This is a genomic window from Bartonella sp. CE47NXGY (assembly GCF_042195415.1).
In the GTDB taxonomy this organism is placed as follows: domain Bacteria; phylum Pseudomonadota; class Alphaproteobacteria; order Rhizobiales; family Rhizobiaceae; genus Bartonella.
On sequence record NZ_JBHIOI010000022.1, the window covers coordinates 17191 to 25572 of the forward strand.

Consider the following 8382-nt stretch of genomic DNA (forward strand, 5'->3'; position numbering starts at 1 on the left):
CGCATTCATGAAAATGTGCGCCATGATATTGCCAGAGCTGATGCACGCCAATTAGCTTTAACGGCTAATCGTGATTTGATTGTGCCTTTTGTTGAGATTAATTTTGGACGCCAAGAGCGCGCCCCCCTTGTCTATTGGCCGATTTCGGAAAATGAAGACATTAAAGCGATTAGTGATGCACTGGAAAAACTTGTGCCCTTGGGTTTGCGTGTTGGGGCGCAAGAAGTGCGCAATAAGATTGGTTTTTCGCAACCAAAAAAGGAAGAGGATGTTTTAAAGGCTCCTGATAATGCGCTTGATGATGAGAGGGGAGAAAAGGCTCATGTTTGTGCTGATTGTGGAGGTGTTTTTGATGTTTCTGTGACAAGAGAGGACAAGGGTGCAAAAGAGCAGGGTGGAAAACATCACGACGAATTGGACCGACTTTCACAAGAAGCTTTAAGCGACTGGGAAGAGGACTTAGAACCCCTTTTAGAGCCTTTTAAAAAGCTTGTGAGAGAAGCAAAAAGTTATGAGGATATCCTTAAAGGCTTAGATGAATTGCTAGGTGAGATGGATCATCACGCATTAGCAGCGCGCTTGGCAAAAGTACAAATGATTGCACGTGGGCTTGGGTATCATGGATGAGGAACTTTTTAAAACCGCCCCTAAAGAGGTCACCCGTTATTTTGAAGCCAAGGCACTTGTTCCAAGCTTTGATTGGCGTGATATAGCACCAGAAGAACATGCTTTTTCCTTTACGGTGGCAAAATCGCTAGGCTATGATATTTTGGAGGATTTTAAGCGAGCGGTTGGAGAAGCCATAAAGCATCAAGTTCCTTTTCAAGATTTTCAAAAAAATTTGATGCCGATTTTACAGGAAAAGGGTTGGTGGGGTAAAAAGACCAGCATTGACCCCAAAACTGGTGAAAAGAGCGTGGTGCAATTGGGCAGCCCACGGCGTTTAGAAACGGTCTATTGGGCCAATACCATGAGTGCGCATGCAGCAGGCGAGTGGGAGCGCACACAAAATAATAAAGAATTTTTGCCCTATCTCACCTATGCTTTGTCGAGTTCAGAACATAAGCGTTTAGAACATGAAAGTTGGGTGGGGTTTACCGCACCCGTTGATGATCCGGTTTGGGATTGGCTTTATCCACCCAATGGCTGGCGGTGTAAATGTAGTGTGCGACAGGTAAGCCGTTATGAAGCAGAAGATTTAGGCTATGAAGAGGGGGCAGAGCCACTTCATGTTGAAAAGCAGGTTTGGCACAATAAGCGAACGGGGAAAATTGAGAAGATACCAAAGGGGATTGATCCTGGTTGGCATTTGAACCCTGGGAAACATCGCGCGCAAAACTTAAGCAATTTTTTGAGTGATAAAGTCTCTGTGATGGGGGACAATGACAAACGCATTGCCATTGAAGATATTGTGGGTTCACCACTTTTGGAAGCCATGTTTGAAGGACGTATGCCTCGCGGGTTTATACCCATTGCACCGATACCACAAAAGGTGCGTGATGTTTTTGCAGCGGAAAATTCTCTTATTCGCTTATCCGCAGACAGTGTGAAACATATTTTGTTAGAGCATCAAGCGCGTGATCTTCGCTTGGATGATTTTCGGGGCGCCATTCAAACACTCATTCGCCCCCATGGTGTTATTAGACGAAAAGATGCACAGAGTGTTGTGTTTTTGGGTGAAAATGGTGGGGCATGGTGGCGCTTAGCAGTTAAATTCGTGGCAAGCAAACAAGAGTGGTGGCTTATCTCGATGCATAAAAAGAGCTTTCGCGAAATTCAACGTTTGTTAAACGCCGCTGAAAAGAAGGATGAACGGTTGTTGTAAAGAGAACACCGAAAAAGATCTGCTGGCTTTTGTGAAAAGAGAAGGCGTGGAGGGCGGTCAACTCCTCGCAGATCCGGCAAAGCCGCCCTGGCATAACTGGCTCACGCCTCGCAGGTAATCTAACAGTTTCAACGTTCAAAAGCAATCTTTAAAAAACGGCTTGAGAGAGGCTTTTTTTTATAAGGCGATAAATTGTACCTCTCACTTCACAACGGCGCTCTATCGCCTTTGAAGTGCCTTTGAAAACGATTTTATGGGATGGTTTGGCACGGGGGTTTCTCTCACAAGGAGAATAATAGGGAAAAGAGTGCTTTTTTGAGAAATGCTCTTTTGACTGACAGTGTCAGACTTATAGTGGGAGTAAGTTTCATGCATTGTATTGCCAATGACAATTGTAAAGCAATAGGCAATGTATGGAACAGGAATTTCACGAAGATCAAAAAGATGGGGATGCAGAAACATTTCATGCTGCGTTAATAGATCTTTGCCAAGACGCTACCGTTAGCCAAGCGCCTGAATGGGTAGAGCTTTTGCCCAAAGCGCCCCATGTGAAGGCACGTGATGGACGACAATGGCATTATAACCCGCAAACTATTTTAAAAGCCTTTGCAGCCAATAAAGGACCGCTTGTGATTGATTATGAGCATGGGCAACATCACCGTGCGAGAAATGGTCTAGAAGCACCTGCAAGTGGCTGGATTGAAGAATTAGCAGAGCGGGATGGTGCGATTTGGGGGCGTGTTAAATGGACCGATATGGCCGCTAAAAAGATTGTTTCCCAAGAATATCGCTATCTTTCGCCTGAGTTTCGCCATTCCAAGAAAGGTGAAATTTTAAATTTAGCCGGTGCTGGTTTGGTGAACCGTCCAGCCCTTGTCATGACGGCTTTAAGCCGTGAACAGCCTTCCCCTATAACTTTGACGGAGAAAATGATGGATTTGACAGCCATTGCCAGTGCACTATCACTGGCAGAAGATGCTAAAGCGGATGAGATTTTAGCAACGCTTAAAGCGCGCGAAAAAGAACGCGCGGAACTTTGTGCTCAATTGACAAAGGTGCAAGAAGATTTAGCGCTTTTGCAAGAAGAGCAAAAAAATAAGGCTATTGAGAGCCTTTTAGACAAGGCCATTGAAGAGGGCAAGATTTTGCCGGCTGCCCGCGAGGAATATCGTGCACTCTGTAGCTTTGAAGGGGGTGTGGAACATTTTAAAAGTTTGGTCGAGAAGTTGCCGGCGCTTGCCGCTAGGAGTCCTTTGGAGACCTCTTGTCTCAAGCAAGAACCAAAGCTTGCGCCAGAAGAGGTTGCTGTTGCGGCACGCCATTATCAGGAAGAGCAGAAGAAAAAAGGTTTCGACATCACCATTAGCCAAGCAGTTGATTATATTTGCGAACAAAAGGAGCGCCAATCATGAGTACGATGATTTTAATTAAATCTTTTCGCGCCATAGATGTGATTTCACCTTATTGCATTGTTGCAGCGCGCGGTGATGGAATGGTGGCAACGGCTTCTGGTAAGGGTGATAAATTATTAGGGACTGCTGGGTCATTGAGTGCCAAGGCTGGTGAGATGATTGATGTTGGCCAATGTGGTTGGGGCGAAGTGGTTTGTGGAGGCAATGTTTCCTTTGGTGATTTTTTGACCTCTGACCCCAAAGGACACGCCATTAAAGCGGAAGCCGCAGATCGCACCATTGGTATTGCCATGAGTGATGGTTCTGCTGGTGATGTTATTTCTTTTAAAATTAATTAATCGAGGCATAAAATGAACAGACCTTTTCCCATTGATCCAACACTCACCGCTATTGCTATTGGTTATCGCAATCCAGCAGGTTCTCTTATTGGCGATAGAGTTTTGCCACGCGTTTGTGTTTTAAGTGAGGTGTTTAAATATAGTGAATTTCCCTTAGCGGAAAATTTTACCGTGCCTGAGCTTGAGATAGGGCGGAAAGGGCGCCCGAATGTGGTGGAATTTTCTGCCTTTGAACGGGAAGCCAGTGTCAAAGATTACGGACTTGATGATCTTATCCCCAATTCAGATATTGAAGCAGCGGCACGCGCACGAGCAGAAAAGCGCTCTCGTTATAACCCCGAAAAGACAGCTGTAGAGGGACTTGCCAATTTGCTAGAATTGGGGCGTGAAGTGCGTGTTGCAACGCTTGTGCAAAGAAGTGAAAATTATGCACCAGAGCGGGTGATAACACTTAAAGGTGAGAATAAATTTAGCGATTATGAGAAATCTGATCCTTATGCTGTTTTAGATGAGGCCATGGATAAAAGTCTCGTCTATACGCCCAACACCATTGTTATGGGCAAAGTTGTTTGGTCAAAACTCAAACGTCATCCCAAAATCATCAAAGCTGTTAAAGGGGGTGGCACTGCTGATGGTTTTGTCACCAAGGCGCAATTTGCTGATCTGATGGAAATACACCCCGATCGTTTACTCATTGGTGAATCGCAAGTGAATTTGGCACGTAAAGGGCGTTCGGCACAATTGGCACGCGTGTGGGGCAATAAGATTGCACTGCTTTATATTGACCCTACCAAACAACAGGCAGATGGTTCGGTGATCAGTTGGGGTTTTAGCGCCCAGTTGGGCGAACGTTTGTCTGGAGTGATCCAAGATCCAGATATCGGCTTATCAGGCGGCAAACGGGTGCGTGTGGGGGAACGTGTGTGTGAATTGGTTGCCGCAAAAGATGCCGGTGTTTTGTTGCAAGAAGTTGTCTAAGGGAAACTTTTAAACATGGCTTATGCAAGCAAAACATTGATTGAAGAGCTCTGGGGTGATGACTTCTTGGATGATTTGTGTGGGATGGATGAGAACTCTGATCCAGTTTTTTCAGAGCAAGCCATTGCCCGCGCGCTCGAACAGGCAAGTGGTGAGATTGATGTGCATTTGTCTCATCGCTACTCAATCCCCATTGCTGGACAGCCAGCGGCTCTGGGTATGATCTGTGTCAATATTGCTGTTTATAATTTAGCCATACGCCATACGGCACTGACCACGACTATTGAAGATCGTTACAAACAGGCGGTTGATTTGCTGAAACGTATTGCCGAAGGCAAAGCGGGTTTAGGCATAGATGAACCTAAAATTATGAGCGAAGATGGTCCCGTGCGTGATGGGGCTTTCTTCCATGCCAAGCCGCGTTTGATGGGAAGATAATATGTCTGTTGCAACCCATATTGAGATTAAAGAGACAGGGCTTGAAGCGGCTTTATCCTTTTTGCAAAAGGGAGCTGATCGCTCGATGGGGACTTTGGCACAAGGGGTTGGGCGTCTCATTCAAGAAAGCACAAGGCGGCGGATTCAAAGTGAAAAAATGTCTGCTCAAGGAGAGAAGTGGAAAAACAATCATGCCCGCACCTCCATTCTTTATGCCAGTGGGGCGCTTTCACGCTCCATTGATATGAAAGCTTCACCAGAACAGGTGATTGTGGGCTCTGGGTTGGTTTATGCGCGGATTCATCAATTAGGTGGGGTTATTCACCCGAAAAATGGCAAGACACTGCGCTTTTTTCTTAAAAGCGGCAATGCACACCGCTTTGTTTGTGTGCATCAAGTGACCATGCCCGCACGCCCTTATTTGGGGCTTTCAGAGCACAATAAAGTGGAAATTGTCAAAGCGACAGAAGACTGGCTGGAAAGGGTCTTTGCATGAGTCAAACGATTAAAAATGCTGGGCGCATTAATCAGTTTCGTGAAGCGGTGATAAGAAGCCTTAAAGGCGCTTTACCGGATGTGCGTGATTGCGGCTGTCAATTTGGACGTTTTAACTTAGAAGAGCTTGAAACACAGATGCTGGTGGCTCCAGCAATACGGGTTGCGGTGTTAGAAAGCCGTTTGAATCCTGTAGCAAGTGGACAGATGAGTGCTGATCTTCATTTAGGGGCTTTTATTATTACCACAGGTAAAGAGCGTGATGTTTCCAGTTGGCTTTTAGCAGAAGCCATTGCGGTGCTTTGTCATAGCGGGCAATTGTGGGGACTAACGCATTTGAGTGCCCCGCGTGAGGTGCAAATTGAACCGATTATCTCTGCGGCGATTAAGCAGCGTGGTGTATCGATAAGCGTGGTGGAATGGCACCAAGATTTGCATCAGTTGGGACAGGATATTTTTTGTGATGAGGGACAACTCAAAAGTGGTTTGATTTCATGGGACAATGAGGTGGGGGCATGAATGACGCACATCTCTTAAGTGATACCTTTCGACAAATCATGAAGCGTCTTGATGCCCTTGAACGCTGTCTTGCCAACCAGCACATGATCGGGCGGGTTGTGCAAGTTGATGGTCATAGGGTGCGGGTGAAACTTTGCGAACAGGGTTCTAATGGACAAGCGGTTTTATCGCCTTGGCTACAAGCGCAAGAAGCGGCGGGGGCTGTTTCCAGCAATATGCCTTTCAATGTTGGTGATTCGGTGCGGTTGTTGAACCCCCATGGCGAAATTGGTTCTGCCTCTCTGGTGGTGCGCGATAGCTATAGTGAGGATGCGCCTAATCCCGCACGCTCTTTCCAAGAACTTGCTCTGTGTTATGCCGGTGGCGCTTTGCGGATGACAAAAGATGAACTTATTCTCTCCCATGGGGAAAATCAAATTCATTTGAGTGAAAAAGGTTTGGTGCTTTCTCATCAAGCAACCCGTGTTGAATTAACGGGCAGTGTGCACATTCAAGCAGAAGATTTACAGCATAATCAAAAATCTGTTGGCGCAAGCCACAAACACGGTGGGGTCAAAATGGGTCCCTCCACAACCTCTTCCCCTCTTTAAAGGAGTTTTATCATGCGTGAGAACACTTATGTTATTTTAACCAATGCCGATTTTGTTGCAGGCAAGCGTTCACCAGGCAAGGGTGAGGAAATTTGTTTAAGTGAGGAAGCGGCTAAATATCCGTTGCTGCTTGGTCAGATCGCTGAAAAACCAGCCCCTGTTGTTTCTGCGCCCCCAACGGTTTCTACCACAAAGACAAGCAAAGGGGCTTAAAGCATGCGGTGCGGGATGAGCGAAAAGGATGGCTCTCTCTTGTATGGTTGGGCACATTGCCAACAGTCACTTCGTAAATGTCTGACGACAAGAATTGGGACACGGGTTTTGCGTCGTCATTATGGATGTGATGTTGGAGCATTCCAAGATGCCAATGCTGATCCTGCGACGATGATGCAGCTTTATCAAGCAATTGTTGAAGCACTCGATGATCCAGAGTGTGGAGAGCCTGGGTTCTCGTTGCAGAGGATTGATCTGACAAAAGCAACGCGTGAAGGCACATTCCATTTTGTTTTAACGGGTGTTTTTTATCCCAATGGGCATTTGGGGGATTGGTCACACAAAGAGCCAATGAGCATCAATTTAGAGGTTGGTGATGACTGAGTTTGAACCTTTATCCTTTTCACAGATTCCCCCTCCACAACTCCCTCTGCCACAAATTATTGAAGAGCTTTCTGTTGAAGCAATTTTAGAGCAAAAGATCACGCGTTTGACTGAGCTTTTTGCAGCGCATCATATTCCTTATAATGTGGAAAAGACGGCTTATGATCCCGTGGTCATTCAATTGCAAGCGGCGGCTTATGAAGAGTTTCTATTGCGCCAGCGAATTAATGAAGTGGCGCGGGATAATTTACTCACATTTGCGCGTGGAACAAGTTTAGATCATTTGGGGGATTTTCATGGGGTCACGCGCCTTTTGGATGAAGATGATGAGCGGTTTCGCCGCCGCATTCGCTTGAATAGACAAGGACATTCCACAGGGGGCACAGCGCCACGTTATCAATATTTTGCCCTCTCAAGCGATATCCATGTCAAAGATGCTTTTGTTTATCGTGAGGGTAAAAGCCCGATTATTCATGTGGCTCTTTTTAGTGATAGCCCATCAGGGGTGGCAGATGAAGCTTTAATTGCCAAGGTGCAAGCCGCCCTTGATGCCCCCCATGTTAAAATGACCAATGACCACATCCTTGTGAAAAGCGCGGTACAGCGGATGATCAATGTTTCTGCTGATTTTTGGTTGTTACCGGATGAAGGCTCCTTTGTTTTGGAAAGAGCGGAGCAGAATTTAAGAGCAGAATGGGCGCGTGCATGGAGGCTTGGGCGTGATTTGTCTTTAAGTTGGATACTAAGCCGCTTGATGGTTGAGGGCGTTCACCATGTGAACATAACGCAACCTTGTGAGGATATTTTGGTCGCACCGGATGAAGCCGTCGCACTAGGGGATATTGTCTTGTCTGAACGGGGGCGTGCTTATTGATGCTTTCCTCACTTTTGCCCCCAAATTCGAGCTTGTTTGAACGTTGTTTTGCAGAAGCAATGGCTCTTGACCCTCACGTTAAAATGGCACTCGAAGAAATACCTCGCGCGAAATTTATCACGCGTCCGCCTTCTTGGTTGCCCTTTTTAATAGACGAATATGGCTTACAAGAATTAACCCCTTATTTCTCTAACCTTTATGATTTAATTGATCAGGGTCTTGCATGGCAAAATATTCGCGGCTCCCTTGCGGCAATAGAGATAGGGCTTGAATGGCTAGGGATTTCGGCACGCTTTCAACCCGCCTGGACGGGGCG

General features: G+C 46.3%; 13 protein-coding genes. All 13 read left to right on the forward strand.

Annotated features, from left to right (window positions below; translation table 11 throughout):
* Positions 1-627 (forward strand): DUF935 family protein (locus ACFIL3_RS06950; protein WP_375681974.1); only part of this gene is annotated, 627 nt, incomplete at its 5' end.
* Complete coding sequence (locus tag ACFIL3_RS06955; protein ID WP_375633723.1) at positions 620-1825, forward strand: phage minor head protein; 1206 nt, start codon at positions 620-622, stop codon at positions 1823-1825. The genes ACFIL3_RS06950 and ACFIL3_RS06955, both read left to right, overlap by 8 nt.
* 413 nt (positions 1826-2238) lie before the next feature.
* Positions 2239-3237: a phage protease gene (locus ACFIL3_RS06960; RefSeq protein WP_375668587.1), complete on the forward strand. Its 999-nt coding sequence runs from the start codon at positions 2239-2241 to the stop codon at positions 3235-3237.
* Positions 3234-3575, forward strand: a complete 342-nt coding sequence (locus ACFIL3_RS06965; protein WP_375633724.1) for a hypothetical protein — start codon at positions 3234-3236, stop codon at positions 3573-3575. Before ACFIL3_RS06960 ends, ACFIL3_RS06965 begins: the two co-directional genes overlap by 4 nt.
* Before the next feature lie 12 nt (positions 3576-3587).
* Complete coding sequence (locus ACFIL3_RS06970; protein WP_375650594.1) at positions 3588-4553, forward strand: capsid protein; 966 nt, start codon at positions 3588-3590, stop codon at positions 4551-4553.
* A gap of 15 nt (positions 4554-4568) precedes the next feature.
* The gene (locus ACFIL3_RS06975) at positions 4569-4991 is read left to right on the forward strand and encodes a gp436 family protein (protein ID WP_375612327.1); all 423 of its coding nucleotides are present in this window, start codon (positions 4569-4571) and stop codon (positions 4989-4991) included.
* A gap of 1 nt (position 4992) precedes the next feature.
* A complete protein-coding gene (locus ACFIL3_RS06980) occupies positions 4993-5487 on the forward strand; it encodes a phage virion morphogenesis protein (RefSeq protein ID WP_375633726.1) in 495 nt (164 codons plus the stop codon).
* Positions 5484-6005, forward strand: a complete 522-nt coding sequence (locus ACFIL3_RS06985; protein ID WP_375662569.1) for a hypothetical protein — start codon at positions 5484-5486, stop codon at positions 6003-6005. The genes ACFIL3_RS06980 and ACFIL3_RS06985 overlap by 4 nt, the downstream gene beginning before the upstream one ends.
* Complete coding sequence (locus tag ACFIL3_RS06990) at positions 6002-6595, forward strand: baseplate assembly protein (protein WP_375633728.1); 594 nt, start codon at positions 6002-6004, stop codon at positions 6593-6595. The genes ACFIL3_RS06985 and ACFIL3_RS06990 overlap by 4 nt, the downstream gene beginning before the upstream one ends.
* A 12-nt stretch (positions 6596-6607) precedes the next feature.
* Entirely contained in the window at positions 6608-6808 is a 201-nt protein-coding gene (locus ACFIL3_RS06995; RefSeq protein WP_015856807.1) for a hypothetical protein, read from the forward strand.
* Positions 6809-6811: 3 nt separating this feature from the next.
* The gene (locus ACFIL3_RS07000; RefSeq protein ID WP_375638670.1) at positions 6812-7192 is read left to right on the forward strand and encodes a GPW/gp25 family protein; all 381 of its coding nucleotides are present in this window, start codon (positions 6812-6814) and stop codon (positions 7190-7192) included.
* Positions 7185-8066: a baseplate J/gp47 family protein gene (locus ACFIL3_RS07005; RefSeq protein WP_375638668.1), complete on the forward strand. Its 882-nt coding sequence runs from the start codon at positions 7185-7187 to the stop codon at positions 8064-8066. The genes ACFIL3_RS07000 and ACFIL3_RS07005 overlap by 8 nt, the downstream gene beginning before the upstream one ends.
* The coding region (locus ACFIL3_RS07010; protein ID WP_375681975.1) for a phage tail protein at positions 8066-8382 on the forward strand (317 nt) is incomplete at its 3' end. The genes ACFIL3_RS07005 and ACFIL3_RS07010, both read left to right, overlap by 1 nt.